We start from the raw sequence: 26,675 nt of genomic DNA on the forward strand, positions 1-26,675 counted from the left end.
ACATGTTAAGTATCTCGCGGCACCACGATTTGTAAGATCACAAATGGCGCTTTCCAACGACGATATCCAAGCTTGTGCAAGGCGTCTGCATCAGGCGGAGAAGACCCGCACGCAGATCCGGCAGCTTTCGCAAGACTTCCCAGACATCAGCATCGCGGATGCCTACGCGATTCAGAAGGCCTGGGTCGACGTCAAGATCGCCGAGGGGCGCGTGGTCAAAGGCCACAAGATCGGCCTCACTTCGAAGGCGATGCAGAGCGCGCTTGGCATCGACGAGCCGGATTCGGGCGTGCTGCTCGACGACATGTTCTTCGCCGATGGCGGATTGGTACCGACCGAGCGTTTCATCGCCACGCGCGTCGAGGCCGAGCTCGCCTTCGTCATGAGCAAGCGCCTTTCAGGGCCCGACTGCACGATCTTCGACGTGCTCAACGCCACCGACTTCGTGGTGCCGGCGCTGGAGATTTTGGATACGCGGATCGAGCGCGTCGATTCCAGGACCAAGGCGACGCGAAAGATTTTCGACACCATCGCCGACAATGCAGCGAATGCCGGCATCGTGCTCGGGGGGCGGCCGATCCGTCCGCTGGATGCCGACCTGCGCTGGATCGGTGCGCTCTGCTTCAAGAACGGCCAGCTGGAAGAGACCGGCCTTGCCGCCGGCGTGCTCAACCATCCCGCCACCGCCGTCGCCTGGCTCGCCAACAAGATCGCCCCGCTTGGGCTGGCGCTCGAGCCTGGCCAGGTCGTGCTCGCCGGCTCGTTCATCCGTCCGATCGAGACCCGCAAGGGCGACACAATCCAGGCCGATTATGGCGCCTACGGCTCGGTGAGCTGCTACTTCGCCTAGGCGGAAGAAGACAGGGAGTGAAACCGCGATGCCGCATTTCACCATCGAATATTCGGCCAATCTCGACGGCCGTCTCGACATCGCCGCGGTGTGCGAGGTCGTGCGCAAGGCAGCCGTCGAGACCGGCATCTTCCCGCTCGGCGGCATCCGTGTTCGCGCTGTCAGGTGCGAGCATTATGCGATTGCGGATGCACGCAACGATTACGGTTTCCTCGACATGGTGCTGCGCATCGGCGAGGGGCGCGACCTTCCCACCCGCCAGAAGGCCGGCGAGCACGTCTTCCAGGCGCTCTCGCGACACCTCGATCCCGTCTTCGCCGCCAGCAAGTTCGCCCTGTCGTTCGACATGCAGATCAACGACAAGGACACCAGTTGGAAGCGCAACAACATTCACGACGCCCTGAAAGCGGAGGCCGCTCATGGATAAGCCCACGCCGAAAGCCGATCTGTTCCAGGCCAACCGCGACCGCCTCGCGCCGCTGCTGAAGAAGCTGCAAGCGGACGGTATCGGCCACATGATCGACGGCAAGACCGTCGCCTCGATCTCGGGCGAGACGTTCGAGACCAGGTCGCCGGTCGATGGCGCCGTGCTCGCCAGCGTCGCGCGGGGCAATGCCGAGGATATCGACGCTGCCGCGACCGCAGCAGCGCTCGCCTTCAAGTCCTGGCGCGACATGGGGCCGGCGATGCGGAAGAAGCTGCTGCATCGGGTGGCCGACGCGATCGAGGACAATGCCGACGACATCGCAGTGCTCGAATGCATCGACACCGGCCAGGCCTATCGCTTCATGGCCAAGGCCGCGATCCGCGCCGCCGAGAATTTCCGCTTCTTCGCCGACAAATGCGCCGAGGCACGCGACGGCCTCAATACCCCGAGCGACGAGCACTGGAACATCTCGACTCGCGTGCCGATCGGCCCGGTCGGCGTGATCACGCCATGGAATACGCCGTTCATGCTCTCGACCTGGAAGATCGCCCCTGCCCTGGCGGCCGGCTGCACCGTCGTGCACAAGCCGGCTGAATGGTCGCCGGTGACGGCCTCCATTCTGGGAAGGCTCGTCAAGGAAGCCGGCGTTCCCGACGGCGTGCTCAACACCGTGCACGGTTTCGGCGAGGAAGCCGGCAAGGCTTTGACCGAGCATCCCGCCATCAAGGCGATCGGCTTCGTCGGCGAGAGCGCGACCGGCTCGGCCATCATGATGCAGGGCGCGCCCACGCTGAAGCGCGTGCATTTCGAGCTCGGCGGCAAGAACCCGGTGATCGTGTTCGACGACGCCGATCTCGATCGCGCGCTCGATGCCGTCGTGTTCATGATCTACTCGCTCAATGGCGAGCGCTGCACCTCTTCGAGCCGCCTGCTGATCCAGCAGGGCATCGCGAAAGAATTCGTGGAGAAGCTGACCGCGCGCGTGAAGGCGCTAAAGGTCGGCCACCCCCTCGATCCCGCCACCGAGATCGGGCCGCTGATCCATGAGCGGCATCTGGCAAAGGTCTGCTCCTATTTCGACGTGGCGCGCCAGGACGGCGCCACCATTGCAGTCGGCGGCAAGGCCTATGACGGCCCCGGCGGCGGGCATTATGTCGAGCCCACCTTGGTCACCGGCGCGCATGGCAAGATGCGCGTGGCGCAGGAAGAAGTGTTCGGGCCGTTCCTCACCGTGCTGCCGTTCCGCGACGAGGCGGACGCGATCGAGATCGCCAACGACATCCGCTATGGCCTCACCGGCTATGTCTGGACCAATGACATGGGACGCGCACTGCGCGTTGCCGATGCACTGGAAGCCGGCATGATCTGGCTGAACTCGGAAAACGTCCGCCATCTGCCGACGCCGTTCGGGGGCATGAAGGCTTCAGGCATCGGCCGCGACGGCGGCGATTACTCGTTCGACTTCTACATGGAAACCAAGCACGTCTCGCTGGCGCGGGGCACGCACAAGATTCAGAAGCTGGGAATTTAGCGGCGGTGTAATTCCGGGGCGGCTCGAAGAGCCGAACCCGGAATCCATCGAGCAGCAGAGTTGGTGGATGAATGGATTCCGGGTTCGTGCTTCGCACGCCCCGGAATGACGAAGCCGAGAGAGGGGAAACGCACATGCCGGTACCGCAACATGTCTTCGAACCGCCGTTCAACATCATCCGCTCCAGCCATGTCGTGCTCGACGTCACCGATCTGAAGCTGAGCCGCGAGTTCTATGAGACCGTTGTCGGCCTGCATGTCGAGGATTCTGACGACGAGGTCGTGTACCTGCGCGCGGCCGAGGAGCACCAGCATCACTCGCTGGTGCTGCGCAAGGCCGCGGTGCCGGCTTGCGCCCGGCTCGGGTTCAAGGTCGGCAACGACAAAGATCTCGACAAGGCCGCCGCGTTCCTGTCCGAGAACGGCCTCGCCTACGCCTTCGTCGACCAGCCGTTCCAGGGCCGCACGCTGCAATTCACCGATCCCTTCGGCTTTAGAATCGAGCTCTACGCGGCGATGGAGCGGCGGCCGCACCTCTTGCGCCGCTACGACCTCTACCGGGGCTGCCATCCGCAGCGGCTGGATCATTTCAACGTCTTCGCGGCCGAAGTGCAGGACACGATCGAATTCTACGCCCGGCTCGGCTTTCGCCTCACCGAATATGCCGAGGAGGACGGGCCGAACGGGCGCATTGCGGCGGCCTGGATGCATCGCAAGGGCAACGTCCACGATTTTGCCATCACCAACGGCAAGGGCCCGCGCCTCCATCACTTCGCCTACTGGACACCGACGGCAATGAACATCATCCATCTCTGCGACGTCATGGCTTCGCAAGGTTTTGTGAAGAGCATCGAACGCGGGCCAGGACGCCACGGCATCTCGAACGCGTTCTTCCTCTATGTGCGCGATCCCGACGGACACCGCCTCGAACTCTACACCAGCGACTATTTTACGGGCGATCACGACCACGAGCCGTTGCGCTGGTCGCTGCGCGATCCGCGCCGTCAGACGCTGTGGGGCGCTCCTGCCCCGCGGTCCTGGTTCGAGCAGGGCTCACCGTTCACGGGGCAGGCCGTGCGCGAGCCGAAATTCGTGGCCGATGTACTGGTGGCGGACTGATGAAGCTGCCTCGTCTCGCCACCTATTCCGTCAAGGGGGATGTCAGCTACGGCGCCGTCCTGGAGGGCGGCATCGTCGATCTCTCCGCGCGTCATGCAAGAGACTATCCCACGCTGCGCGAGGTGATCGCCGCCGGCAAGCTCATCAGCTTTGCCGAAGAGGCTGCCGGTCGCAAACCCGATCACGCGCTCACTGAGATCACCTGGCTGCCGCCGGTCCCCGCGCCGGAGAAGATCATCTGCATCGGCGTCAACTATCCCGACCGCAACGCCGAATACAAGGACGGCCAGGAGGCGCCGAAATATCCGAGCATGTTCATGCGCTCGCCCCGCTCCTTCGTCGGGCACGACACGCCGCTGGTGCGCCCGCGCGCCTCGGCGCAGCTCGACTATGAGGGCGAGATCGTGCTGGTGATCGGCAAGCCAGGCCGGCACATTCCGGAAAGCGCCGCGCTCGATCACATCGCCGCGCTCACGCTCTGCAACGAGGGCTCGGTGCGCGACTGGCTGCGCCACGCCAAGTTCAACGTGACGCAGGGCAAGAACTTCGATTCCAGCGGCAGCCTCGGCCCGTGGCTCGTGCCCTACACATCGGAATCGCAGATCGCGGACATCAGGCTCACCACGCATGTCAACGGCGAGCTCAGACAGGACGATCGCACCAGCCGGCTGATGTTTCCGTTCCGCTATCTCTTGAACTATATCTCGACCTTCGCAACCCTAGTCCCCGGCGATATCATCGTCACGGGCACGCCGACCGGCGCGGGTGCGCGGTTCGATCCGCCGCGATATCTGAAGCCCGGCGACATCGTCGAGATCGAGGCCGAGGGGATCGGACGCTTGAGCAACGGCGTGATCGACGAAGCCTGAACAACAAGCGAAATGGAATAGCCAAATGACCAGCCTCACCGGCGGCGAAGCGATCGTAAGCGGGCTTGTCGCCCACGGCGTCGACACCGTGTTCGGCCTGCCCGGCGCGCAGGTCTACGGCCTGTTCGACGCCTTCCACCAGGCCCAGCTCAAGGTGATCGGCGCGCGGCACGAGCAGGCCTGCGGCTACATGGCATTCGGCTATGCGCGCTCCAGCGGCCGGCCCGGCGTGTTCAGCGTGGTACCCGGCCCGGGCGTGCTCAATGCCAGCGCCGCGCTGCTCACCGCCTTCGGTTGCAACGAGCCGGTGCTGTGCGTCACCGGGCAGGTGCCGACGCAGTTTCTCGGCAAAGGTCGCGGCCATCTGCATGAGATGCCGGACCAGCTCGCGACCTTGCGCACCTACGTGAAATGGGCCGAGCGCATCGAATATCCGGGCGATGCGCCTACGATCGTCGCGCGCGCGTTCCAGGAAATGATGTCGGGACGGCGCGGCCCCGCCTCGGTCGAGATGCCCTGGGACGTCTTCACGCAGCGCGCCGACGCGGCGCCTTTCAAGGTGCTGGAGCCGCTGCCGGCGCCGCAGCCCGATCCTGATATGATCAAGCAGGCGGCGACGCTCATCAGGACCAGCAAGGCGCCGATGATCTTCGTCGGCAGCGGCGCGATCGAAGCGGGTGAGGAAATCCTCGAGCTCGCCGAGATGATCGATGCGCCCGTGGTCGCCTTCCGCAGCGGCCGCGGCATCGTCTCCAACGCGCACGAGCTCGGGCTCACCATGGCCGCGGCCTACAGGCTTTGGCCGAATACCGATCTCATGATCGGCATCGGTACGCGGCTGGAGCTGCCGACCATGTCGCGCTGGCCGTATCGGCCCGCTGGCCTGAAGAGCATCCGCATCGACATCGATCCGGTCGAGATGCGGCGATTCTCGTCCGACACCGCGGTCGTCGCCGATGCCAAGGCCGCGACCCGCGATCTCGCCGCCGCCGTGCGCAAAGCCGGCTACAGCAAAACCTCCGGACGGCGCGGCGCGATCCGCGAGGCCACCGCGGCCGCGCAAGCCGAGATCCAGCGGGTCCAGCCGCAGATGGCCTATCTCAACATCCTGCGCGAGGTGCTGCCGGCGAACGCGATCGTCACCGATGAGCTATCGCAGGTCGGCTTCGCCTCCTGGTACGGCTTTCCTGTGTATGAGCCGCGCACCTTCATCACCTCGGGCTACCAGGGCACGCTCGGCTCGGGCTTTCCGACCGCGCTCGGCGCCAAGGTCGCCAATCCCGACAAGCCGGTGGTGGCCATCACCGGGGACGGCGGCTTCATGTTCGGCGTGCAGGAGCTTGCCACCGCCGTGCAGTTCAACATCGGCGTGGTGACGCTGGTGTTCAACAACAATGCTTACGGCAACGTCCGCCGCGACCAGCGCGAGCGCTTCGACGGCCGCGTAGTGGCCTCCGATCTCGTCAATCCGGATTTCGTCAAGCTCGCGGAGTCCTTTGGCGTGACTGCTGCGCGCGTCACTGCACCGGAGCAGTTCAAGGCGGCGATGGAGAAGGCGCTCGGCCACGGCGGGCCGGTGCTGATTTCCGTCGAGGTGCCCAGGGATTCCGAAGTCAGCCCGTGGACCTTCATTCACCCGCCGAAGCCTTGAGGCCGGACCTTCCCTGCAGCCGCGCGGCTGCAATCACCAGCAGACCCGCGCCTGCGACCGACCAGCAGGCGACCGGCGCCCAATGCAGCGGCGGCGCGTATTCCGGCATCTTCTGCAGGCCGCCGGCAACCGCCGCCATCCGTGCGAAGGTGCCGAGGGCGAGCGCCGAGAAGACGAGGCCCGTGACCTTGCCTTCCGCGCCGGTCGAGCCGATCGCGAGCGCAGCCGAGACCGCGCTCATCAGCATGCAGCCCCACGCGGCTCCGGCGAGAAATTGCGCGGCGATCAGCGTGTTGAGGTTGCCGGCGAATTCGGCCGCCGCAATCGCCACCGCACCGAACAGGCCGGCGACGCCCATCACGACGAGGCCGCCACGATGCTTGACGACCAGGCTTGCCGGAAACATTGCGATGTTGAAGCCGATCCAGAATACCGGCATCAGCCATTGCAGGTCGCCGGGAGCAGCAAAGCGCAGATAGGACGGCGCGCTGTTCATGGCAAAGTGCAGCTGGTAGCCGAGGGCGAGCGCGATCATCGCGACGATGAAGGCGATCGGAACGAGACCGAGCGGTTTTGCCCTTTCGTCCGGTGCGGGCGGCACGGTGTCGCGTGCCACGTCATGCTCGATGCGCGACATCCCGAGCGCAGTCAGGAGCAGCACCGCGCTGGAGATCACGAAGGGCAACCGCGCATCGTGCTCGCGCAGCACCACCCCGAGATAGGGCGAAACCGCCCCGGCGATGCCGTAGCCGAGCATGGCGAGCGCGGCGAGGAACGGCACCTGCGGCTTGGCGCGGTACTTGCCGAGCAAGGTCAGCGGCGGAGCGCGGAGCGCCGATGACGTGATCGACCAGATCACGATCAGCGCGATGAACCAGCCCTGCGCCGCCGCGCCGGCTGCGGCAACGAAGGGCAGCGCGACGAAGGCGCCGCAGGAGATCGCGCTCACGAGGGCGACGAACAGGCCGAGCCTGCCGACATGGGGCGCGAGCTTGTCGGCGGCGATTCCCATCGCGGTATCGGCAATGGTGAAGATCGCCTGATCCAGCATCAGGATGAGGATCACGGCGGACGGCGCGATGCCGACCTCGGCAGCCAGCTTTGGCAGGTAGACGACGTAGGTCGTCCAGCCCAGCGTGAACACCAATTGCAGGCCCGCGAGATAAAGCCCCGTGCGGTTCGCCGTGCCCGTGCCGGCCGCGCCCTGTGTGGTCGTCATACTGCCGCCTCCCCGCCCCAAGCTTAGACGAGGCAGGGCTGCGAGGAAACGCGTCAGCGCGTCCTGCGGAAGGTCAGATTGATCCGCTTCTTTCCCAACAGCGGATGCTCGCCGTCGGCGAGCGGCGCGACGCCGTGATAGGCGAGCCTGCTGGCCCCGCCCCAGACCACGACGTCGCCATGGACGAGCCGGAAGCGACGCGGCTTGTCATTGCGCGCGAGGCCGCCGAACAGGAAGGTCGCGGGCAGGCCGAGCGAGACCGAGACGATCGGCGCGGAATAGTCCAGCTCGTCCTTGTCCTGATGCAGCGACAGCCGCGTGCCCGGCTCGTAGCGGTTGACGAGGCAGGCATCGGGGGCAAAGCCATCAAAGCCGCCCTGCTCCGCGGCGCGGCGGGCGAGATCGCGGAGCAGCGGCGGCATCGCCGGCCATGGCGCACCGGTGCGCGGATCGATCGGGTCGTAGCGATAGCCGGTGTGATCGGTGATCCAGCCGCGCTCGCCGCAATTGGTCATCGCCACCGACATCAGATGGCCGCCCGGCGTCGTCATCCGCCGGAACGGCGACTGCGCCACGATGGCGCGCACGGCGTCGATCAGCTCGCTCTCGATCGGCTTGACGAAGCCGCGCAGCAGCACGGCCCCATCGGCGATGTTTTCGCACGACGGTTGGGCTTCGGCGACGCTATCGAACAAATCAGCCGTCAACGGATCCGCTCATTTGGCATCGTGAAAAATCACACCCAGCGTGTGGCGCTGGCCGGACCTGATCCGGCTGACGCCGTGGCGGAGATTAACGCGGTAGGTGCCGCGTGTCCCCTGCACCGGACGATGATGCACAGCGAAGGCGACCGCATCGCCCTGTGCCAGCGGCACCACCTCGGCCCGCGACTGCATGCGCGGGCGCTGCTCGGTCAGCACGAACTCGCCACCGGTGAAATCGCGTCCGGGCTCGGACAGCAGGATCGCGACCTGGAGCGGGAACACGTGCTCGCCATAGAGGTCCTGGTGCAGGCAATTGTAGTCGCCGGCCTCATATTGCAGCAGCAGGGGCGTCGGCCGCGCCTGCCCGGCGTCGTGGCAGCGCTTCAGGAACGCCGCGTGTGCGGCGGGATAGCGGATGTCGATGCCCATCGCCTCGTTCCAGCGGTTGGCGACGGCTTGAAGGTGCGCATAGAGCGCCGGGCGGAGCTGCGCGATCAGATCGGGCAGCGGATAGGCGAAGTACTTGTACTCGCCGCGGCCAAAGCCGTGGCGGCCCATGACGATGCGGCTGCGGAAGCGCGCATCGTCCGGGTAGAGCGCGGCGATGGCGCGGCACTGGTCGGGCGTCAGCAGGTTCTTCAGGACGGCGCAGCCCTGGGCGTCGAGCTCGGCGGCGATCTGCGGCCAGTCGAGGGCATCGACGTGGGCGGCGAGGTCGGCTCCAGAGTCTGGTGCGGCAACACGTTTGGCAGTGGCCATAGGGATATCCAATCCACATCCGTCATTCCGGGGCGCGCCACTTGGCGCGAGCCCGGAATCCATACTCCCGATCGTGGTTATGGATTCCGGGCTCGCGACTTCGTCGCGCCCCGGAATGACGGATGTGGGTGTGGCAAATCGCCAGCGCTACGGCCACCCGATTTCCGATGATCGTCTCCCCCGTCATTGCGAAAAGCCCTTGCGACGAAGCAATCCAGAGTCCCGCCGCGGAACCAGTCTGGATTGCTTCGCTTCGCTCGCAATGACGCGGAGAGGATTCAGCCCCTCACCGGCAGGGTCACCACGTCGTAGCCATGCCTGATGGTCCGCTTCAGCACGGGGTCTTCCAGCTCGAAGTCGAAGCGGTCGGCCGGGCGGATGCCGCCCTTGGCGGCGAAGGTGCCGCCGAACATGGCGCAGCCGTCGGGGAACTTGCCGCCGTCAAAGCCGCGCGCGATGAGCTCGGTGACCGGCAGCATCGCATCGAGCGTGCCTTCCTGGTAGAGCACGCGCTCGCCCTTGATGGTGGCGTAGGAGCGCAGGATCATCCTGTCCCAATGGCCGATGACGTCCTCGAGCTCCCAGAGCGTCGAGGCGATCGGCTTGTCGCACATCTGCTTGGAGACCGTGACGTTGTAGGCCTCGACCCTGCGGTCGGTGTGATCGGAGCCGCAGCCGACGAAGATGCGGCCCTGCCAGCCGATCAGCACGAACTCGACCTCGCCGCTAGAATCGCCGCCGGTGCATTCGATGCTGTCCTCCTGGGTCAGCCGCCGCGCCGAGGCGCGGTAATAGATCGGCGTCGAGGCCGGGCGGGCGATGCCCATCTCCTCCAGCTCTTTGATGTGCTTGTCGCGCGCGACCGTGTCGCGGCCGGTCCAGCCAGCGATAACCAGCTGGTCGATCGCCAGCGTCAGCGGCGTGGTGGTGTCCTGGGCGTCGACGGTGAAAGTGAGATCAAACACGAATGACGGCCTCCATGCCGGCAGCAAGCTCGAAGATACGGCGGTCGGAGCCGCCTGCGCCCGCCAGCATCAGGCCGACGGGAACGTCGCCTTCGCGATGACAGGGCAGCGAGATGGCGCAACCGTCGATCAGGTTGATCAGGCTGCAATTGCGCAAGGCGCGGATGTTCTCGCGGGTGAATGCCTGATCGTCGGCGAGGTCGGCGATCTTCGGCGGTGTGTTGGGCGTGGTCGGCAGCACCAGGGCATCATAGGGCGCGATGCGCGCGTTGACACGCGCGATCAGCGAGCGGCGTTCGTTAAGCAGGTCGATGTAGTCGGCCGCGCTCTGCGCCTCGCCGCGCATAATGCGCACCGCGACCCTGGGATCGTAGACGTCGCCCTTGGCCGTGATGAGATAGCGGTGCCAGGCATAGCTTTCGGACGCGGCAAAGCCGCCCTTGGCGTTCATCGGGCCGACGTCGTGGAACTCCGCCATCTCGATACGCTCGACGATGGCACCGTGATCGGACAGCGTCTTCAGCGCGCGCTCGAAGGTCTTGGCCACCTCCGCGTCGAGGTCATCGAGCGCGATCGTGGTGGGCACCGCAAGGCGCATGCCCTGGATCGGCCGCGGCCTCAAGGCGACGATCGGCTCGCCCGCGAGCACGGCATCGAGTATGGCACAGCAGCTGACCGATCGCGCCAGCGGCCCGATGCTGTCGAGCGAGAACGACAGCGGCACCGAGCCGTCGAGCGGCACGCGCCGCTGCGTCGGCTTGTAGCCGACGATGCCGTTGAAGGCGGCCGGAATCCGGCAGGAGCCGCCGGTGTCGGTGCCGAGCGCGCCATGCGCCATGCCGTCGAGCACGGACACCGCCGCGCCGGCGGACGAGCCGCCGGGCACGTGGCCTTCGGACCGGTTCCAGGCCCCCTTCGGCGTACCATAATGCGGATTGATGCCGATGCCCGAATAGGCGAACTCGGTCATGTTGGTGCGGCCGATGACGACGAAGCCGGCCGCGCGCAGCCGCGCCACCGTCGCGGCATCGTGCTCGGCCGGGGCTGAGTCGTCGAGCGCGCGCGAGCCGGCGCGCGTCACCTGGCCCTTGATGTCGAACAGATCCTTGATCGAGATCGGGATGCCGGCATAGCGCGACGGCGCCGCCTTGGCCTTGCGCAAGCCATCCATCGCATCGGCGGCCGCGAGCGCGGCGTCCTTGTCGACATGGATGAAGGCGCGCTGGCCCTCGCCGGCGGGATCGGCGATCCTGGCGAGGCAGGCCTCGACCAACTTGCGGGAGGTGGTGCGGCCGCTTTCGAGGTCTTCGGCGAGCTGCGCCAGTGTCGGAAAATCGGGCATGTCTGTCTCACGGAATATTTCGCGCGCAATCTATAGCGCTGGCTCAGCTCGACACAAGCATTGTGCGCATGATGGCATGCATGCGCATTGCTGGACCGTTGACGCGCCATGGTCGATTGTCGCATCAAGTTCGAAACCGGCGGGCGCGAGGCCTGTCGCTCGGAGTCTCTTGGGAGGAGCCGCCAACATGGCCGAACCGCAGCGCGCGCGACCGAAACCGACGCCGGAGACCCAGCACTTCTGGGACGGCACCAAGGCCGGCGAATTGCGCCTGCAGCGCTGCGATGCCTGCGCCCATGTCTACTTCCCGCCGCGCCCGTTCTGCCCCTCCTGCGCCTCGCGCAAGGTCAGCGTCTTCAAGGCCAGCGGCAAGGGCTTTCTCTACAGCTACGTGATCAACCATCGTCCGGCCGCGCCCGGCTTCACGCCGCCTTACGCCATCGCGGTGGTCGAGCTCGACGAGGGCCCGCGGATGATGAGCAACATCATCGACTGCCCGCAGACCCCCGAGGCGCTCGAACTCGACATGAAGCTCGAGGTCGCGTTCCAGGAGCTCGACGACAAGATCGCCCTCCCCGTCTTCCGCCCGGCGAAGGGGTAAGGCCATGCGCAAGAACCAGGTTGCCGTCGTCGGCGCGGCCGAGACCACCGAGCTCGGCGTCATCCCGAACGCCTCGCAGCTCCAGCTGCATGCGGATGCCGCGCTCAACGCCATTGCCGACGCCGGGCTGAAGCTGTCCGACATCGACGGCTTTGCCACCGCGGTTGAGACACCGCAGCAGGTCTGCCACTATCTCGGCATCAAGCCGACCTGGGTGGACGGCACCTCGGTCGGCGGCTGCTCCTTCATGCTGCACGTCCGCCACGCGGCGGCGGCGATCGAGGCGGGTCTCTGCAAGACCGTGCTGATCACCCATGCCGAGAGCGGCAAGTCGATGATCGGCAAATTGCCGCGCTCGACGCCGGCCGACAGCCTCAACGGCCAGTTCGAGGCTCCTTTCGGCGTCTACGGCCCGCCCAGCATGTTCCCGATTCCCGTGCTGCGCTTCATGAAGACCTACGGCATCACCCACGAGCAGCTTGCTTCGGTTGCGGTGGTGCAGCGGGAATGGGCGGCGAAGAATCCGCGCGCGATGATGAAGGACCCGATCACGGTCGCCGATGTCCTGAACTCCCGCATGATCGCCTATCCGTTCCGGCTTCTGCAGTGCTGCCTCGTCACCGACGGCGGCGGCGCGCTGATCCTGACCTCGGCCGAGCGCGCCAGGGATTTTCCGCGCAAGCCGGTCTACATCATGGGCACCGGCGAGAGCGTGGAAACGCCGATGGTCAGCCAGATGGAGACGTTCAACTCCTCGCGTGCGTTCAAGACGGCCGGGCCGCTGGCGTTCAAGGAGGCCGGCATCGCGCACAACGACGTCGACCATCTCATGATCTACGACGCGTTCGCGCATCTGCCGCTGTTCGGCCTCGGCGATCTCGGCTTCATGCCCTATGAGGAGACGGGCAAGTTCATCGCAGACGGCAACACGAGGCCGGGCGGCAAGCTGCCGCTCAACACCAACGGCGGCGGATTGAGCTACATGCATTCGGGCATGTACGGAATGTACGCGCTGCAGGAGAGCGTGCGCCAGATGCGCGGGATCGCGCCGGCTCAGGTGCCGAACGCGAAGATTTCGGTGTGCCACGGCGTCGGCGGCATGTTCGCCGCGAGCGGCACGATCGTGTTTACGAACGAGAGGTAGCGGCGCGGCAATACCCAGCCGTCATTGCCGGGCTTGACCCGGCAATCCATCTTCGTCTGAAGATGGATGCGCGGGTCAAGCCCGCGCATGACAAGCTGAGTTAGACGCGGCGATGGAGACAACATAGAGAGGCCCACATGACAAAATCACTGCAGGACAAGGTCATCATCGTCACCGGCGCAGGCCGCGGCATCGGGCGCGAGATTGCGCTTCTGTGTGCGGCCGAGGGCGCCAAGGTCGTCGTCAACGATCCCGGCGGGGCCGCCGACGGCGCGGGCGCGAACGCGGCGCCCGCCGAGGAGGTGGTCGAGGAGATCAAGAAGCGCGGCGGCACGGCGGTCGCCAATTTCGAGAGCGTCGCGGAAGCTATTCCCGCCAGCAAGATCGTGAAGACCGCGACCGATCATTTCGGCCGGCTCGACGGCGTCGTCAACAATGCGGGCATCCTGCGCGACATGATCTTCCACAAGATGAGCGTGGAGGCATTCGAGGCCGTCATCAAGGTGCATCTGATGGGCTCGTTCTACGTCAGCCACGCCGCGGCACGCATCTTCCGCGAGCAGGAGTCGGGCTCGTTCGTACACTTCACCTCGACCTCCGGCCTGATCGGCAATTTCGGCCAAGCCAATTACGCGGCGGCCAAGCTCGGCATCGTCGGGCTGTCGAAGTCGATCGCGCTCGACATGGGCCGCTTCAACGTCCGCTCCAACTGCGTCTCGCCGTTCGCCTGGACCCGCATGATCGGCACCATCCCGACCGAGACCGACGCTGAGAAGGCGCGCGTCGAGAAGATCAAGCAGATGGGCCCGGAGAAGATCGCGCCGCTCTGCGGCTATCTGCTCGGCGATTCCGCCAAGGACGTCACCGGCCAGATCTTTGGCGTGCGCATGAACGAGATCTTCCTGTTCAGCCAGAACCGTCCGATCCGCTCAGTGCAGCGGAACGAAGGCTGGACTCCGCAGTCGATCGCGGAACACGGCATGCCGGCGCTGAAGGGCTCGTTCTACAAGCTGGATCGTTCGGCCGACATCTTCACCTGGGATCCGGTGTAAATTGCCCGAATGGTGAGTGGCGAATGGCGAATAGGGGTTCTATTCGCTACTCGCCATTCCCAACTCGCTCTACCCCGTATTCCTCAACCCCGCCGAGATGCCGTTGATCGTCAGCTGAATCCCGCGCAGCACCTGCTCGTCCGGGTTCTGCGCGCGATGCTCCTTCAAGAGCTCGACCTGCACGTGGTTGAGCGGATCGAGATAGGGGAAGCGGTGGCGCACGGAACGCTCTAGCAGCGGGTTGCCCTGGAGCAGCCGGTCCTGGCCCATGATGTCGAGCAGTGTCTCGATACAGGAATGCCATTCGCGGCGGATGCGGCCGAAGATCTTCTCACGCAAGGCTTCGTCCGGCACCAGCTCGGCATAGCGCGAGGCGATCGCGATCGAGCTCTTGGCCAGCACCATGTCCATGTTCGACAGCAACATGCGGAAGAACGGCCATTCCTTGTAGAGCTCTTTCAGGAACGGCATGCCCTGCTCTGGATGCTCCGCGATCCACTGCTCGACCGCGCTGCCAAAACCGTACCAGCCCGGCAGCATCAGGCGGCATTGTGCCCAGGAGAACACCCAGGGAATCGCGCGCAGATCCTCGATCGCCCGGGTCTTCTTGCGCGAGGCCGGACGGCTGCCGATGTTGAGCGTGGCGATCTCGTTGATGACGGTCGACGACCAGAAGTAGTCGACGAAGCCTTCGGTCTCGTAGACGAGGCCGCGATAGGCCTTGAAGGCGAGGTTCGACAATTCGTCCATCGCGGTCAGATATTCGCGGCGCGGCGCGCTCTGGCGCGGATGCAGCAGACTTGCCTCCAGCGTCGCCGCGGCGAGGATTTCCAGATTGTTGCGGCCGACCTCTGTGTTGGAATATTTCGACGAGATGATCTCGCCCTGCTCGGTGATGCGGATCTGGCCGTTCACGGCGCCGCCGGGCTGCGCGATGATCGCGTCATAGCTCGGCCCGCCGCCGCGCCCCACGGAGCCGCCGCGGCCGTGGAACAGGCGTAAGCGCACATGGTGCCGCTCGAACACTTCGACGAGGCCGATCTCGGCCTTGTAGAGCTCCCAGCCCGAGGTGACGAAGCCGCCGTCCTTGTTGCTGTCGGAGTACCCAAGCATGACCTCCTGCACGCTGCCGCGGCTGTCGACGAGCCGGCGGTAATCGTGCAACGACAGCATGCGGTCCATGATGCTGCTCGAAGCCTGCAAGTCTTCGATGGTCTCGAACAGCGGCACGATGTTGATGGCGCTGCGGCCGGAGGGATGGACGAGGCCGACCTCCTTCAGGAGCACGGCGACCTCGAGCATGTCCGACATGCCCTTGCACATCGAGATGATGCATTGGGGAATGGCGTCCGAGCCGAATTTCGCATGCGCTTCCGCGGCGGCATGGAACACGTTGAGCTCGCCCATGGTCTCATCGCTGTATTTGACGAAGGGCGAGACCAGCGCGCGCGTCGAGCGCAATTCGTTGGTCAGCAGCGAGATGCGGGCGTCCTCGCCGAGCGCCAGATAGGACATGCCGGGATTGGCGGCGTCGATCAGCTCAGCGATGGTGCGCTCGTGGATGGCCGAGTTCTGGCGGATATCGAGCCGGGCCAAGTGAAAACCGAAGCAATCCACCGCGCGGCGCAATAGCCGCAGCCGACCGCGGGCGATGACGCGGGCGTTGTTGGAGATCAGCGAGCGGTGCAGCACGTCGAGATCGGCCAGCAACTCCCTGACGCTCTCGTAAGGCGCCGCTTTGCCGACCGGCCGGCGCGTGATCTCGACTTCGAGCTTTTCAGCCGTTGCCGTGAGACGGGCATAGATGCCTGATACCGCGAGGCGATAGGGCTCGCCGCTCCGGTGCGGCGAGGTATCCGGCGAGCGTTCCGCCAAGTTGCGCAGCTCCTCCGAGACGTCGGCGAGATGGGCCGCGATCGACAGCTCCGCGCCGAGCACGTGCAGCTCGTTCAGATAGAATTGCATCACCCGGCTCGACTGCAGCCGCAGCGTGCCGCGCATCACGTCGGCGGTGACGAAGGGGTTGCCGTCACGGTCGCCGCCGATCCAGCTGCCCATGCGCAGGAACGAGGCGAGCTCGCCGGCCGCCTGCTCGCCGCCCTCCTCCAGCCGGTCCTCCAGCGCGTTGATGAGCCGCGGCACCTCGCGCAGGAAGGTGTAGTCGTAGAACGACAGGCCGTTGGCGACCTCATCCAGCACGGTGAGCTTGGTCCGGCGCAAGAGATTGGTCTGCCACAGCGTCAGCACCTCGCGGCGGAGCTGCTCGTCGCTGGCAGCCGCCTCCTCCGCGGTCATGGCGACGCGCTCGCGTCGGTCGAGCAGGGCTGCGATCTCCATCTCGCGGTCCATGGTGCTCTTGCGGCGGACCTCGGTCGGGTGCGCGGTCAGGACCGGGCTGACCAGCGCGGACTTGAAGAAGCTGCGGAGCTGGTCGGGGCCGATGCCCGCCGTCTTGGCGTGCGCCAGAGTCTCCGCCAGCACGCCGGAGCCGCCATTCTTGGCCGCCGCGCGCGCGCGCATCTGTCGAATGTTGTTCTGGTCCTCGGCGATGTTGGCAAGGTGCGAGAAATAGCTGAAGGCGCGGACGATGCGCACCGTCTCGGAGATCGACATGCTGTCGAGGATCTGCTCGAGCTCGCGGCGGGCGAGCCGGTCCTCGTCGCGGTGGAACCGGATCGAGGTTTGGCGGATACGCTCGACCAGGTCGAACAATTCGGCTCCCTCCTGATCGCGCACGGTGTCGCCGAGAATGCGCCCGAGCAGGCGGATGTCGTCCCGCAGCCGGGCATCGGCCTCCATCGCCTGGACATCCTCAGGGCGGTTGGGGCGCTGCTCACTGGCGTCGGATGATACGGTCTGGAGGGACATGGCTCGCTCCCCTGCTCGCGCCCTTGGCGGCCCGGTCCGGCGGAGTGTGCGCTATTTTTCTACCGCAGTGCAAGGTGAAGTTGGGGGCGGTGCGGCAGGCGGCGACTACGTGGCAGGACACAGTTTGTCGAGCTCGCGGCGCAGGCGCCCGAAGTTTTGCTGTCCGTTTCGCCCTCATCGAGAAGCAAGGGCGCAGGGAAGGCAGGGCGCCAGCCGGCACCCAAGGTCCGCACGCGACAAGACGCACGCGGATTTGACCACAGGTGATGCCGGAACATCCCGGCCTTCCCTGCGCAATGGTTTTACGGCTTATGGCGCGCTCTCCCCGGGGAGCGATGCACTATTGCCCCCGTCGCCTTGCGGATCACTGATGCGCGCACCCGGTCGGGCCGCTTCACCACCGCAAGCCTTGACGCACAGACCCCGGGCGTCAGGACCACACGCTTTTGCCGTCCGCGGACGTCCCTCCCCGGACAGTCGGAAGCTCGCGCGTGCTCGCCCCCAATGCCGAAAAGCAACTTGACCACACCGTGTCGTGCCGCGGATCGCGATGGCTCACGGGTTTGCCCGCCCTGCCATCCCGTCACGCGCCGGCGCTGCCGCGTCCATCGCATCCCGGCCTACGTATCGTGACGATCGCGAAACGTCCCTTTGACGAGCCGGGATGGAATGCGGTTTAGCCGAAACAGTAGTTTCGGTCAATCAGAATTTTGTATGGCGATGGCCCTTGACCTGCATCTGGCGTGTTTTGCCCGTCGGGCACCGCGAGGGATCGTATGCGGGTGTCTCGACCGCGCGGCCGCGTTGCGAGATGAGCGGACTCGCAACACGCCTCGATCCGTCTTATCTTCGAGCCATGAATGACTGCTGTTGCGCGCCACCGCCTTTGGACCTGGGCGGGAACAGGAAGCGGGATGCCGCCTACCGACGGGTGCTCTGGACCGTGCTGGGGATCAACGGCGCGATGTTTGCCGTCGAAGTGGCAGCGGGTCTCGCCGCGGGCTCGGCGTCGCTGCAAGCCGACTCTCTCGACTTCCTCGGGGACGCCGCAAACTACGCCATCAGCCTGCTCGTCGTCGGCATGGCGCTCCGCTATCGTGCGGGCGCCGCCCTTGCAAAGGGCGCCACGATGGGCCTGTTCGGTCTATGGGTCGTGGCGGCCGTCATCTGGCATATTCTGCACGAAACGCTGCCGAATGCTTTTACGATGGGCACCGTCGGGGCTGCCGCTCTCGCCGCGAACGCAGCTTCGTTCGGACTGCTTTGGGCGTATCGTCATGGCGACGCAAACATGCGATCGGCATGGATCTGCACGCGCAACGATGTGCTGGGCAACCTCGCCGTGCTGTTGGCGGCGGCTGGCGTGTTCGGGACCGGTACGGGTTGGCCCGACGTCATCGTGGCGGCAGTCATGTCGCTGCTCGCGCTTCAAGGAGCGATAGTCGTCGTGCGGCATGCGATCGGAGAGCTGCGGATCGGCCGACTAGCGGCGGCCGAGTAGTACTTAGGATGGGTTGAGCTCTTGCGAAACCCATCATGTTTCGTCATCGGCGGACGGGTTGACGGGTTTCGCTGGCGCTCTGCCCAACCTACTGGCTACGCGTTCACCCTAGGCCGGCACGATCACCTTGCCGATCGGCCAGAGCGCAATGCCGGCGAGCTTCAGGTGGGCCCAGGCGAAGGGAATGCCGATGATGGTGATCGCGAGCGCCAGCGCGGTTAATAAGTGGCCGAGTGCCAGCCACCAGCCGGCGAGCACGAACCAGATGATGTTGCCGATCACCCCGAGCGGGCCGGTGCCGATATCCTCGACACCGGTGACGTCGTAGCGGTTGACCGCCCGGGAGCCGAACGGCAGCAGCGTGTAGACCGCAATGTTGAACGCCGCCCGCGCCCAGGGCAGGCCGATGATGGTGATCGCCATGATGACCGCGGCGACCACCCAGCCGAACGCCATCCAGGCGCCGCCGAAGAGGATCCAGAGGATGTTGAGCAGCATGGAAACGGGGGTCATGGCATGATCCGGAAAACGACGATCCCGTGCATATAGGTACGAAATCTGTCTCTGCTACGACAGTAACGTAGCCCGGATGGGCGAAGCGACATACGGGACTTGACTCTCACCCTCCCGGGTATCGCTGCGCTCACCCGGGCTACGGGCATATAGCACGTCCCGCAAGGTCATAGTCCATGACGCCGGCTGCGTTCCGCGCGCAGCGATGTGCCGACGAACCCGACATCCTCGATCCCGCGCGTAATCTCCTTCGCACAGAGCCAAAGCGTCAGCGCGGCGACCCCGACCGCGGCGAGCCCCGAGACGAGAATGGGATTTGGGCAGAACATGACCGGGAAAACGTCGAGCGGAAGATACCCAATTGGCATATGCGGCTGACAATAAAAGGCCAAGGCCCAACCGCACAGCATCACGACGGCGGCGTTCACCCCGGCCAAGGCCGTCACGACGATCGCGAGACCCTTCTTCATGGAGAGCCCGAAATCGACCAGCTTCACGACGGCACAACCTGCGACCGCGATCATGATCACCGGTGCCCAACCGGAAGCCCCCACGGCGATGGCCTGGGCCGGACCGCTCCAGACCCACAGTGCCATCACGCAGGCAAGCACGACCAGATTGACCTTCACGGCTTCGGGAAACTTGCAGCGAAGCAGATAGGCATTCGCCTTCTCGACCAAGTCCAGCAGTGCGCAGACGATCAGCCCGGCCGCAAAGCCGCCGAGGTGGACGCCCCAATCGATCCGCGAATTGCCGAACACGAACGCAATGTTCAAGCCGATGTTGATTGCGAGGAAATCGAACCCGACCTCGAGCTTGCCGAGGATCCACAAGCAAAGCAGCGCGCCCAGAATGCCCGACGTGGCGCCGGACGCGCCGACCATCAAATAGGGCGTGGAATGGATACCATTGCCTATGACGGCGCCGAGCACCATTGCGCAGAGATAGATGAGGAGGAAATAGGCCGAGCCGACCCGCCGTTCCAGATGCGCGCCCCAAAGCACGAGACACAGCATGTTCATGGTGAGATGAACGAAATTGACGTGCAGGAAACCATAGGCGACGAGGCGCCAGTATTCGCCCCGCGCGATCGCGCCCGCATACATGCCGCCGTAGCGATACAGCAACTCCGCCGGCGCCGCCGGACCGCCTGCCTGGATGAAGCAGAAACCCGACGCGAGGACCGTCACGGTCATCAGCGTATAGACGGCAGCATGGGGGACTTCGAAGAAGCCGGCACGATAGGAGGACATGGATGACCGCAACGAATTGGCGTGGGAACGCCAACCTAGCCGAGCCGTCCGATAATTGCTACTCCAGCGCGTACCAGGTAGTCTCGGCTACCGACCCTCGAACTTCGGCTCGCGCTTCTCCATGAAAGCCTTCATGCCCTCGGCCATGTCCCCGGTTTTGAACAGCGGCAGGAGCTGGAGATAGACGTGGTGGACGTGGTCGTGAAAATTCTCGTTCAGGCCCATCCGCATCATGCGCTTGGAGGCCTGCACCGCGAGCGGCGCGTTGGCGGCGATCTCGCGGGCGATCGCCGTGGCGCGAGTCATCAAGTCGGCATCCGGCACCACCTCGTTGGCGAGGCCCCAGTCCAGGCACTCGCGCGCGCTGAGCGTACGGCCGGTGAAGATCAGCTCGGAGGCCTTGGCCCAGCCGAGCATGCGCGGCAGCAGCCAGGTGCCACCGGATTCCGGAACCACGCCACGCTTGACGAAGGCGGCGGCGAGCTTGGCCGACTCCGCCATGATGCGGATGTCGCAGCCAAGCGCGGTGTCCATGCCGTAGCCGGCCGCGCCGCCATTGACGGCGCAGATGGTCGGCTTGTCCATCGCCTGCAGCACCGTCGGCGGGGTGTTGCGGAGGTTGATCGTGGTCGGCGATGAGGCGGCGCTGAGACCGTTGACGTCGCGCTCCTTGCGCAGGTCGAGGCCGGCGCAGAACGCCCTGCCCTTCCCGGTGAGGATCACGACGCGGACATTGTTGTCCTCATTGGCCTCGGTCAGCAGCCGGGCGAGGTCGTTCAGCATCGGTCCGGAGATGGTGTTCATGCGCTCCGGCGCGTTCAGCGTGATGGTCGCGATGTGGTCGGCGATCGTGTAGAGGACTTCGCTGGCGGTATCGGTCATGAACGCTCTTCCCTGTGTTCGTAGCCCTCATATCTTCCGCCCCGCCTGCTCCCAATAGGGATCGCGCAGGCGGCGCTTGAAGATCTTGCCGGAATCTTCGCGCGGCAGCGAGGAGCGAATCTCGATGTGCTTGGGCACCTTGTAGTCGGCCAGATGCGCCTTCAGCGCGGCGCGGACGGCGGCGGCATCGAGCGTTGCGCCCGGCTGCGGCTCGACGACTGCCATCAGCGCCTCGCCGAACTCGGCGTCGGGGATGCCGAACACGGCGCAATCATGCACGCCGGGCACCGCATGGAGAACGGATTCGATCTCGGCCGGGTAGATGTTGACGCCGCCTGATATCACCATGTCGCGCTTTCGGTCGCAGATGAAGACGTAGCCGTCTTCATCGATATAGCCGACGTCGCCGGAGGTGATGAAGCCGTCGCGGTCGATCTCGGCGCGCTTCTCCGGCTTGTTGTGATAGGTGAAATCGGCCATCTCGGCCATGCGGGAATAGATCTCGCCGATCTCGCCGACGCCGAGCACGCGGCCGTCGTCGCCGATGAAGCGCAGCTCGGCACCGGGGGAGATCCTGCCGACGGTGCCGGGCTTCCTCAGCGCATCCTCCGAGGTTGCGAAGGTCACGGCGCTGGATTCCGTCGAGCCGTAGAACTCGTAAATCACCGGCCCCCACCATTCGATCATGGCGCGCTTGACGTCGGCCGGGCACGGCGCGGCGGCGTGGATGACATGGCGCAGCGAGGAGACGTCGTACCTCCTGCGCACCTCCTCCGGCAGCTTCATCAGGCGGATGAACATGGTCGGCACCATGAAGATGGTGTCGATCTCGAAGCGCTCGATCGCCTGCAGAAATTCCTCCGCCTCGAAGCGCGGCATCAGCACCAGCACCCCGCCGAGCTTGCCGGCGCGGATGCCGAACGAGTTCGGCGCGGAATGATAGAGCGGCCCTGGCAGCAATGCGCGGGCGCCGGGTTTGAGCCCATAGATCATCGCACGCATGCGCTCACCGGCAGCCTGCTGCTCGGGTGTCGGCGCGTTGCGGCGGACGCCCTTGGGATGGCCGGTGGTGCCCGACGTGTAGATCATGTTCATGGGCTGCGGCACGATCGGACCGTCATAGGACGGATGTTGCGCGAGCCAGGACTCGAAATCGATCGCGAAGACAGGCGTCGTCAGATGATCGGGATCGATCTTGTAGTTGGTGCGGATCTCCGGCGGCGTCGGCACGCTGAGCACGGTGACGCCACGCGGGATCGCATCGCGCAAACCATGCAGCATGTCGGCATGCGCGATCAGCACGGCGGTGCCGGAATCCTTCAGGATGTAGGTGATCTCCTCCGGCTTGAAGTGCCAGTTGATCGGCACGCCATAGGCGCCCAGCCGCATCGCGGCATAAGCAGCCTCGATGAAGGCGATGTCGTTGCGCATCAGCATGCAGACGCTATCGCCCTGGCGGACGCCGATCTTGGCGAGGCCGGAGGCAATGCGGTCGGCGCGCTCAGCGACCTCGGCGTGAGAGCGGCGGCGGTCGCCGGAGACGATGCCGAGGAAGGGGGAGGTTTGGCTCATTGTTGGTTTCCGATCTTTCGTCGGGTTCGAGATCTTAGCCACAATCGCGGTCGTCATTCCGGGATGCGCCGAAGGCGCAGGCCCGGGATCCATACTCCCGATCGTGGTTACGGATTCCGGGCTCGATGCTTCGCATCGCCCCGGAATGACGGAATTTAATCCGCAAAATTCGGCGCACGCTTCTCCAGATTGGCGCGCACGGCTTCGGTCTGGTTGGGGCTCCCGATCAGTTTCTGCTGCTCGACGGATTCGGCGAGCAACGCCGGGCCCGGATCGACCGAGAGATTGTTCAGCATCCGCTTGGCCGCGCGGATCGCATCGGGGCTCTTGCCTGCGATCTCGCGTGCGACCTCCATAGCCGCAGCGCGCGGATCCTCGCAGATGCGCGTGGCGAGCCCGTAGGTCATCGCCTCCTGCGCAGAGAAGATGCGCCCGGTGTAGGTGAGGTCGCGCAGGATGTCGTCGCGCACCAGCGAAGCCAGGATCGGCGTGCCCGCCATGTCGGGCACGAGGCCCCATTTGATCTCCATGATCGACATCCGCGCATCCGGGCTGAGAAAGCGCATGTCGGCGCCGAGCGAGAGCTGGAAGCCGCCACCGAAGGCGACGCCGTGCACGGCCGCGATCACCGGCATCGGAAGCTGGCGCCAGCCCCACACCGCCTGCTGCGCGAAGTTGGCCTTGCCATATGTGCGAATTGTGAGATCGCGATTTTCGCCACCCGGAATTCCGTTGCCGCCCTTCTCCTTCATGGCGGCAAAACGCCCCATGTCCAGCCCCGCGCAGAAGGCGCGGCCTTCGCCCGAGAGCACGACGGCGCGCACGCCTTTCTCCTTCGAAAGCCGGTCCGTTGCGGCGACAAGGGCCTCGAACATGGGCTGATCCAGCGCGTTCATCTTGTCGGCGCGCACCAGGCGCACATCGGCGACGCCTTCCGAGATCGAGATCGAGACGCGATCGTCCATGGACGAATTCTCCCCTGTTCTTGTTCAGTGCCGCTTTACAGGACGCTGGCGGCCGGATTTAGTCAATCGACCAATTAACTGACAATCCCTACGGGGGAAACAGCCATGTTCAAGGAAAATCTTCTGGCCGGCCGGCGCATTCTCGTGACCGGCGGCGGCACCGGTCTCGGCAAGTCGATGGCGGCGCGCTTTCTCCAGCTCGGCGCCGAGGTGCACATTTGCGGCCGGCGCAAGATCGTGTGCGACGAGACCGCAACCGAGCTGATGGATCTCTACGGCGGCCGCGTCACCAGCCACGGCGTCGACATCCGCAACGCGCTTGCGGTCGAAGAGATGATCGAGACCATCTTCCGCGATGGCCCCCTCACCGATCTCATCAACAATGCGGCCGGCAATTTCATCTCGCGGACCGAGGAGCTCTCGCCGCGCGGCTTCGATGCGGTCGCCAACATCGTCATGCACGGCACGTTCTACGTGACACATGCGGTCGGCAAGCGCTGGATCGCCTTGAAGCAGCCCGGCAACGTCGTCTCGATCACCACGACCTGGGTGCGCAACGGCTCGCCTTACGTGGTGCCCTCGGCGATGAGCAAGTCGGCGATCCACGCCATGACGATGTCGCTAGCCACCGAATGGGGACGACACGGCATCCGCCTCAACACCATCGCCCCGGGCGAGATCCCGACCGAAGGTATGAGCAAGCGCATCAAGCCCGGTGACGAAGCCGGCGCGCGCACCAAGGCGATGAACCCGATGGGCCGCGTCGGCACCATGGAGGAACTGCAGAACGTGGCCGTGTTCCTGATCTCCGGCGGCTGCGACTGGATCAACGGCGAGACCATCGCCATGGACGGCGCCCAGGCGCTCGCCATGGGCGGCAACTTCTACCAGCTCCGCGACTGGAGCGACGACGACTGGAAGACCGCGCGCGAGAGCATCATGGCGCAGAACGAAAAGGACCGCGCGAAGCGGGGGTGATGTCGCAATGCAAAGGCGTGGACGTGTAAGGGACTGACGTTTTCACCACGCCCCCAGTTGTCGTCCCCGCCTAGTGCGCAAAGCGCACGGGGGCGGGGACGACAGCGGGGCCCATCTTGTCTTCACCCGCGGATGACGCCACACTCCCCGGCATAAAAACAAGACGCCACGGGAGAAACATGTCCACACAGCCATTGGCGAACCTCGCCGACATGGTGCGCGAGCGTGCGAAGAGCCGCGGCAGCGCTATTGCCTATGAATTCGAAGGCCGCACCACCAGCTTCGCCGAGTTCGACATCAAGACCAACAAGGTCGCGAACGCGCTCCTCGCGATGGGCGTGAGATGCGGCGACCGCATCGCCTATCTTGGCAAGAACAGCGATATCTATTTCGAGCTCCTGATGGGCGCGATGAAGGCAGGCGTCGTCATGGCGCCGGTGAACTGGCGGCTCGCGGGGCCCGAGGTCGCCTTCATCGTTTCGGATTGCAACGCGCCGGTGCTGTTCGTGGGACCGGAGTTCATCACGCTCGTCCGCCAGATCAGGGATCAGATTCCGGGCGTCCGCACCATCATCACCACCGAGGGCGGCGCGCCGGAATGGCCGGATTTTACGGCCTGGCGCAATGCGCAGAGCGGCGACGATCCCAAGGTGCCGATCGACACCCGCGACATCGCGATCCAGCTCTACACGTCGGGCACGACAGGTAAGCCGAAGGGCGCGATGCTGAGCCACGCGAACTTTCTGAACCTCGTGCAGACCGGCAACGCCGAGGACAAACCGGAATGGAACCGGTGGTCGACCGACGATGTCTCGCTTGTGGCGATGCCGATCTTTCACATCGGCGGCTCCGGATGGGGCGTCATGGGGCTCTATCACGGCGCCCGTGGCGTGATCGCACGCGAGTTCGATCCGACCAAGGTTTTGGATTTCTTCGAGCAGTCGGGCATCACAAAGCTGTTCATGGTGCCGGCGGCGATGCAGTTCGTGGTGCGGCAGCCCCGCGCCAGGACGGTCGACTTCTCGCGGCTGAAATACATGCTGTATGGCGCCTCGCCGATTCCTGCAGCACTGCTGAAGGAATGCATCGAGGTCTTCAAATGCGGCTTCGTGCAGATGTACGGCATGACCGAGACCACCGGCACCATCGTCGCGCTCCCGCCGGAGGATCACGTCGAGGGGCTGGAGCGGATGCGCTCGGCCGGCAAGGCGCTGCCGGGCGTCGAGATCGCGATCCTGGATGTTGACGGCAAGCCGCTGCCGCCGCGGCAAGTCGGCGAGATCGCAACGCGCTCGGGCTCCAACATGGCGGGCTACTGGAACCTGCCGGAGGCGACCGCTGCCACGCTCCGCGGCGACGGCTGGCTGCGCACCGGCGATGCCGGCTACATGGACGAGGACGGCTATCTCTACATCCACGACCGCATCAAGGACATGATCATCTCGGGCGGCGAGAACATCTATCCGGCCGAGGTCGAGAGCGCGCTGTGCGACCATCCCGATGTCGCGGAAGCCGCCGTGATCGGCGTGCCCGACGACAAATGGGGCGAAGCGGTGAAGGCGGTCGTGGTGATGAAGCCCGGCAAGGAGGCGACCGCCACCGACATCATCAACTTCACCCGGACGCGCATCGCCGGCTACAAGACGCCGAAGAGCGTGGAGTTCCTGCCGGCGCTGCCGAGGAATCCGTCTGGCAAGATCCTGCGGCGGCAGCTGCGCGAGCCGTATTGGGCGGGGAAGGATCGAAGGGTCAACTAGCCTCGAGGTGCAGCCATCGAGACTACCTTCTTTCAGAGATGCTGGATTGCTTCGCTACGCTCGCAATGACGGAGGAGAGAGCCGTTGCTCTCTCCGCGTCATTGCGAGGAGCCCTTGCGACGAAGCAATCCAGACTGCCTCCGTACGAAAATTC

At 65.2% G+C, this 26,675-nt stretch carries 23 protein-coding genes; 12 read left to right on the forward strand and 11 right to left on the reverse strand.

Annotated features, from left to right (window positions below; all coding sequences use genetic code 11):
• Window positions 1-43: 43 nt before the first annotated feature.
• The 6 genes from hpaH (at window position 44) to P0R31_RS07815 (ending at window position 6,446) form a co-directional block, all read left to right on the forward strand.
• Complete coding sequence (gene hpaH, locus P0R31_RS07790) at window positions 44-850, forward strand: 2-oxo-hept-4-ene-1,7-dioate hydratase (protein ID WP_275513559.1); 807 nt, start codon at window positions 44-46, stop codon at window positions 848-850.
• A 28-nt stretch (window positions 851-878) separates the two neighbouring features.
• Complete coding sequence (locus P0R31_RS07795; protein WP_275513560.1) at window positions 879-1,277, forward strand: 5-carboxymethyl-2-hydroxymuconate Delta-isomerase; 399 nt, start codon at window positions 879-881, stop codon at window positions 1,275-1,277.
• Window positions 1,270-2,808, forward strand: coding sequence for a 5-carboxymethyl-2-hydroxymuconate semialdehyde dehydrogenase (gene hpaE / locus P0R31_RS07800; protein WP_275513561.1), 1,539 nt, complete (start codon window positions 1,270-1,272; stop codon window positions 2,806-2,808). The genes P0R31_RS07795 and hpaE overlap by 8 nt, the downstream gene beginning before the upstream one ends.
• Before the next feature lie 134 nt (window positions 2,809-2,942).
• Window positions 2,943-3,926, forward strand: a complete 984-nt coding sequence (gene hpaD / locus P0R31_RS07805) for a 3,4-dihydroxyphenylacetate 2,3-dioxygenase (RefSeq protein WP_275513562.1) — start codon at window positions 2,943-2,945, stop codon at window positions 3,924-3,926.
• A complete protein-coding gene (locus P0R31_RS07810) occupies window positions 3,926-4,795 on the forward strand; it encodes a fumarylacetoacetate hydrolase family protein (protein WP_275513563.1) in 870 nt (289 codons plus the stop codon). The genes hpaD and P0R31_RS07810 overlap by 1 nt, the downstream gene beginning before the upstream one ends.
• A 25-nt stretch (window positions 4,796-4,820) precedes the next feature.
• A complete protein-coding gene (locus tag P0R31_RS07815; protein ID WP_275513564.1) occupies window positions 4,821-6,446 on the forward strand; it encodes a thiamine pyrophosphate-dependent enzyme in 1,626 nt (541 codons plus the stop codon).
• On the opposite strand, the gene P0R31_RS07820 is transcribed toward P0R31_RS07815, so the two are convergent.
• The 5 genes from P0R31_RS07820 to P0R31_RS07840 form a co-directional block, all read right to left on the reverse strand.
• Window positions 6,424-7,665, reverse strand: a complete 1,242-nt coding sequence (locus P0R31_RS07820) for an MFS transporter (protein ID WP_275513565.1) — start codon at window positions 7,663-7,665, stop codon at window positions 6,424-6,426. The two genes, P0R31_RS07815 and P0R31_RS07820, sit on opposite strands and share 23 nt — an antisense overlap.
• Window positions 7,666-7,718: 53 nt before the next feature.
• A complete protein-coding gene (alkB, locus tag P0R31_RS07825) occupies window positions 7,719-8,372 on the reverse strand; it encodes a DNA oxidative demethylase AlkB (RefSeq protein WP_275513566.1) in 654 nt (217 codons plus the stop codon).
• A gap of 9 nt (window positions 8,373-8,381) precedes the next feature.
• Entirely contained in the window at window positions 8,382-9,128 is a 747-nt protein-coding gene (locus tag P0R31_RS07830) for a 2OG-Fe(II) oxygenase (protein ID WP_275513567.1), read from the reverse strand.
• 278 nt (window positions 9,129-9,406) lie between these two features.
• A complete protein-coding gene (locus P0R31_RS07835; RefSeq protein WP_275513568.1) occupies window positions 9,407-10,093 on the reverse strand; it encodes a DUF2848 domain-containing protein in 687 nt (228 codons plus the stop codon).
• Window positions 10,086-11,435 (reverse strand): amidase, encoded by a 1,350-nt coding sequence (locus P0R31_RS07840; protein WP_275513569.1) that lies wholly within the window; start codon window positions 11,433-11,435, stop codon window positions 10,086-10,088. Before P0R31_RS07840 ends, P0R31_RS07835 begins: the two co-directional genes overlap by 8 nt.
• A gap of 187 nt (window positions 11,436-11,622) precedes the next feature.
• Here P0R31_RS07840 and P0R31_RS07845 point away from each other — a divergent pair, with 187 nt between their 5' ends.
• The 3 genes from P0R31_RS07845 (at window position 11,623) to P0R31_RS07855 (ending at window position 14,232) form a co-directional block, all read left to right on the forward strand.
• A complete protein-coding gene (locus P0R31_RS07845; RefSeq protein WP_188102081.1) occupies window positions 11,623-12,036 on the forward strand; it encodes a Zn-ribbon domain-containing OB-fold protein in 414 nt (137 codons plus the stop codon).
• A gap of 4 nt (window positions 12,037-12,040) precedes the next feature.
• The gene (locus tag P0R31_RS07850) at window positions 12,041-13,180 is read left to right on the forward strand and encodes a thiolase C-terminal domain-containing protein (RefSeq protein WP_275513570.1); all 1,140 of its coding nucleotides are present in this window, start codon (window positions 12,041-12,043) and stop codon (window positions 13,178-13,180) included.
• 137 nt (window positions 13,181-13,317) lie between these two features.
• On the forward strand, window positions 13,318-14,232 hold the full coding sequence (locus tag P0R31_RS07855) for an SDR family NAD(P)-dependent oxidoreductase (RefSeq protein ID WP_275513571.1): 915 nt from the start codon (window positions 13,318-13,320) through the stop codon (window positions 14,230-14,232).
• A 69-nt stretch (window positions 14,233-14,301) separates the two neighbouring features.
• Here P0R31_RS07855 and ppc read toward each other — a convergent pair whose 3' ends face one another.
• Window positions 14,302-17,100, reverse strand: coding sequence for a phosphoenolpyruvate carboxylase (gene ppc, locus P0R31_RS07860; RefSeq protein ID WP_275513572.1), 2,799 nt, complete (start codon window positions 17,098-17,100; stop codon window positions 14,302-14,304).
• Between the two features lie 856 nt (window positions 17,101-17,956).
• Between ppc and P0R31_RS07865 the strand changes: the two genes are divergently transcribed.
• Window positions 17,957-18,601, forward strand: a complete 645-nt coding sequence (locus P0R31_RS07865) for a cation transporter (protein ID WP_275513618.1) — start codon at window positions 17,957-17,959, stop codon at window positions 18,599-18,601.
• 108 nt (window positions 18,602-18,709) lie between these two features.
• Here P0R31_RS07865 and P0R31_RS07870 read toward each other — a convergent pair whose 3' ends face one another.
• The 5 genes from P0R31_RS07870 to P0R31_RS07890 form a co-directional block, all read right to left on the reverse strand.
• The gene (locus tag P0R31_RS07870; RefSeq protein WP_275513573.1) at window positions 18,710-19,114 is read right to left on the reverse strand and encodes a YccF domain-containing protein; all 405 of its coding nucleotides are present in this window, start codon (window positions 19,112-19,114) and stop codon (window positions 18,710-18,712) included.
• Between the two features lie 167 nt (window positions 19,115-19,281).
• Window positions 19,282-20,367: a rhomboid family intramembrane serine protease gene (locus P0R31_RS07875; RefSeq protein WP_275513574.1), complete on the reverse strand. Its 1,086-nt coding sequence runs from the start codon at window positions 20,365-20,367 to the stop codon at window positions 19,282-19,284.
• An 87-nt stretch (window positions 20,368-20,454) separates the two neighbouring features.
• On the reverse strand, window positions 20,455-21,249 hold the full coding sequence (locus P0R31_RS07880) for an enoyl-CoA hydratase/isomerase family protein (RefSeq protein ID WP_275513575.1): 795 nt from the start codon (window positions 21,247-21,249) through the stop codon (window positions 20,455-20,457).
• A 27-nt stretch (window positions 21,250-21,276) separates the two neighbouring features.
• Window positions 21,277-22,821 (reverse strand): acyl-CoA synthetase, encoded by a 1,545-nt coding sequence (locus P0R31_RS07885; protein WP_275513576.1) that lies wholly within the window; start codon window positions 22,819-22,821, stop codon window positions 21,277-21,279.
• Between the two features lie 155 nt (window positions 22,822-22,976).
• On the reverse strand, window positions 22,977-23,786 hold the full coding sequence (locus P0R31_RS07890) for a crotonase/enoyl-CoA hydratase family protein (RefSeq protein ID WP_275513577.1): 810 nt from the start codon (window positions 23,784-23,786) through the stop codon (window positions 22,977-22,979).
• Between the two features lie 105 nt (window positions 23,787-23,891).
• On the opposite strand from P0R31_RS07890, the gene P0R31_RS07895 reads away from it, so the two are divergent.
• Together P0R31_RS07895 and P0R31_RS07900 are read left to right on the forward strand one after the other, a co-directional pair.
• Entirely contained in the window at window positions 23,892-24,764 is an 873-nt protein-coding gene (locus P0R31_RS07895; protein WP_271545324.1) for an SDR family oxidoreductase, read from the forward strand.
• 179 nt (window positions 24,765-24,943) lie between these two features.
• Window positions 24,944-26,521 carry a fatty acid--CoA ligase gene (locus P0R31_RS07900; RefSeq protein ID WP_275513578.1) on the forward strand — a complete coding sequence of 526 codons (1,578 nt, stop codon included), beginning with the start codon at window positions 24,944-24,946 and terminating at the stop codon, window positions 26,519-26,521.
• Window positions 26,522-26,675: the final 154 nt, after the last annotated feature.

The organism is Bradyrhizobium yuanmingense, assembly GCF_029167105.1.
Lineage (GTDB): Bacteria > Pseudomonadota > Alphaproteobacteria > Rhizobiales > Xanthobacteraceae > Bradyrhizobium > Bradyrhizobium yuanmingense_A.

Bases quoted from the DNA above. Each gene is read 5' to 3' on its own strand.
- P0R31_RS07850 (WP_275513570.1), top strand. From the start codon at position 12,041: ATGCGCAAGAACCAGGTTGCCGTCGTCGGCGCGGCCGAGACCACCGAG.
- P0R31_RS07890 (WP_275513577.1), bottom strand. From the start codon at position 23,786: ATGGACGATCGCGTCTCGATCTCGATCTCGGAAGGCGTCGCCGATGTG.
- P0R31_RS07885 (WP_275513576.1), bottom strand. From the start codon at position 22,821: ATGAGCCAAACCTCCCCCTTCCTCGGCATCGTCTCCGGCGACCGCCGC.
- P0R31_RS07900 (WP_275513578.1), top strand. From the start codon at position 24,944: ATGTCCACACAGCCATTGGCGAACCTCGCCGACATGGTGCGCGAGCGT.
- P0R31_RS07880 (WP_275513575.1), bottom strand. From the start codon at position 21,249: ATGACCGATACCGCCAGCGAAGTCCTCTACACGATCGCCGACCACATC.
- ppc (WP_275513572.1), bottom strand. From the start codon at position 17,100: ATGTCCCTCCAGACCGTATCATCCGACGCCAGTGAGCAGCGCCCCAAC.
- P0R31_RS07865 (WP_275513618.1), top strand. From the start codon at position 17,957: ATGAATGACTGCTGTTGCGCGCCACCGCCTTTGGACCTGGGCGGGAAC.
- P0R31_RS07820 (WP_275513565.1), bottom strand. From the start codon at position 7,665: ATGACGACCACACAGGGCGCGGCCGGCACGGGCACGGCGAACCGCACG.
- P0R31_RS07870 (WP_275513573.1), bottom strand. From the start codon at position 19,114: ATGACCCCCGTTTCCATGCTGCTCAACATCCTCTGGATCCTCTTCGGC.
- P0R31_RS07815 (WP_275513564.1), top strand. From the start codon at position 4,821: ATGACCAGCCTCACCGGCGGCGAAGCGATCGTAAGCGGGCTTGTCGCC.
- P0R31_RS07855 (WP_275513571.1), top strand. From the start codon at position 13,318: ATGACAAAATCACTGCAGGACAAGGTCATCATCGTCACCGGCGCAGGC.
- P0R31_RS07895 (WP_271545324.1), top strand. From the start codon at position 23,892: ATGTTCAAGGAAAATCTTCTGGCCGGCCGGCGCATTCTCGTGACCGGC.
- P0R31_RS07795 (WP_275513560.1), top strand. From the start codon at position 879: ATGCCGCATTTCACCATCGAATATTCGGCCAATCTCGACGGCCGTCTC.
- hpaE (WP_275513561.1), top strand. From the start codon at position 1,270: ATGGATAAGCCCACGCCGAAAGCCGATCTGTTCCAGGCCAACCGCGAC.
- hpaH (WP_275513559.1), top strand. From the start codon at position 44: ATGGCGCTTTCCAACGACGATATCCAAGCTTGTGCAAGGCGTCTGCAT.
- P0R31_RS07840 (WP_275513569.1), bottom strand. From the start codon at position 11,435: ATGCCCGATTTTCCGACACTGGCGCAGCTCGCCGAAGACCTCGAAAGC.
- P0R31_RS07845 (WP_188102081.1), top strand. From the start codon at position 11,623: ATGGCCGAACCGCAGCGCGCGCGACCGAAACCGACGCCGGAGACCCAG.
- P0R31_RS07875 (WP_275513574.1), bottom strand. From the start codon at position 20,367: ATGTCCTCCTATCGTGCCGGCTTCTTCGAAGTCCCCCATGCTGCCGTC.
- hpaD (WP_275513562.1), top strand. From the start codon at position 2,943: ATGCCGGTACCGCAACATGTCTTCGAACCGCCGTTCAACATCATCCGC.
- P0R31_RS07810 (WP_275513563.1), top strand. From the start codon at position 3,926: ATGAAGCTGCCTCGTCTCGCCACCTATTCCGTCAAGGGGGATGTCAGC.
- P0R31_RS07830 (WP_275513567.1), bottom strand. From the start codon at position 9,128: ATGGCCACTGCCAAACGTGTTGCCGCACCAGACTCTGGAGCCGACCTC.